The following is a 1009-nucleotide window of genomic DNA, read 5'->3' on the forward strand; positions in this document are numbered from 1 at the left end:
TGACGTGATCTCAGCCAATTGCCGGTAGGTAGTTGTGCTCGAAATGGGTGAGGACAAGCGCTGCGCGTGCGATGTCGCCGATTCTGCTCGGGCTGACGGTGATGTGCTGCAGGGTCCGCCAACGCCCTTTGAGCAGGGCAAACCCGCGTTCGCCGAGACAGCGCAGGGCGCGGAGGAGCCGGTTGTAGGTGCGGTTGTCCGGGCTGAGGATGTGGTGGCCATCGGGTTGCCTGATCGGCGTGTGGATGCCGATGCCGGCACCGTCATAGCCGCTGTCGGCCAGGGTGGGCAGCCCCCGCGCGGCTGCGGCGTAGAGCGCGCCCAGCACCTGGGCACGGGCGGCGGTCAGATCGTGCACGGAGCCGGGTTCGACCTCCGCGATCCACAACGGCAGCCCGCCGGGTGCCGACAGTGCCTGAAGGTTGCCGGCGTGCTGGTGGGCCTTGCCGGAGTACCAGGCGTCGATGGATTCGCCCTTGACGCTCACGATCTGCTCGGCGCAGCGATCGATGGGGATGAGAGTGCCATCCAGGATCACGTATGCCAGTCCTTCGGCGTGGGCCCGGTCCAGGGCTTGGTGCAGATCAGGCGCTTGAGCTGCGAGAACTTCGATCCCCTCGTGGATGTAGCGGTAGGCGGTGGCCCGGGAGACGCGGTGGTCACGGCCGAGTCCGGGGATGTCGCGCTCGCCGCGGAACCATCGCAGCACCATGATGGCCTGCCGGAACGGGCTCAGTGCCCGGCTGTCTTTCGGGGTGCCGCGCAGCCGGCGTTCCTGGTGCAGGAGCCGCGCGAGGTACTGAACGAGTGCGCGGGAGACGTCAAGCATGGCACGATGAGCAATCACGTGGAGCCTTCCGGCCTTGAGCGTTCTTGTGGTGAGACCTCTTCTACCGGGGGCTCCACGTGTGTTTCCGGCCTTCGGCGACTCCTCCCGATAGGCCCGGAACGTCACCGGCGGCGTCCAAGAAATCCCAATCGCCGGGCTTATTTCGCTGAGATCACCTCA

At 66.5% G+C, this 1009-nt stretch carries 1 protein-coding gene; it reads right to left on the bottom strand.

Annotation, left to right across the window (positions count from 1 at the left end; all coding sequences use genetic code 11):
* Positions 1-10 precede the first annotated feature (10 nt).
* On the bottom strand, positions 11-847 hold the full coding sequence (locus ACWEJ6_RS54780; protein WP_452433723.1) for a transposase family protein: 837 nt from the start codon (positions 845-847) through the stop codon (positions 11-13).
* Positions 848-1009 lie beyond the last annotated feature (162 nt).

This window comes from Nonomuraea sp. NPDC004702 (assembly GCF_053601695.1).